Source organism: Streptomyces sp. P17, from assembly GCF_032436805.1.
Taxonomy (GTDB): domain Bacteria; phylum Actinomycetota; class Actinomycetes; order Streptomycetales; family Streptomycetaceae; genus Streptomyces.
Genome location: NZ_JAVRBF010000661.1, coordinates 1 through 281, shown reverse-complemented (window position 1 = coordinate 281; position 281 = coordinate 1). Strand labels below are relative to the sequence as shown.

Genomic DNA, 281 nt, shown 5'->3' with positions numbered 1-281 from the left:
CCTCGACGAGGTGGCGGCGCTGCACCAGCAGCTCGTGCTTCTGCTCCGATAGCCGCAGCGCGGCGTCGAGCCAGGCGATGCGGTTGCCGTACTCCATCTTCATCGCCTTTTCCCGCACCTCGGCGGTCTCGGAGACGAACGGCAGCCCGGCCTCGAGCTTGTCGACGGTGGCGCTGGTCGCCTCGGCCTCCGCCGTCTTCTGGGCGATCTGCTGGTCGAGCGCGGCGATCTTGGCGACCTGCTGCTCGGCCTGCGCCGCCATGGCGGCGCGGGTGCGGGCG

General features: G+C 71.5%; 1 protein-coding gene. It reads right to left on the bottom strand.

The genetic code is table 11. The features are described from left to right. Positions 1-281, bottom strand: a 281-nt coding sequence (locus RMT89_RS42490) for a hypothetical protein (RefSeq protein ID WP_315889108.1), incomplete at both ends; no start/stop codon positions are given.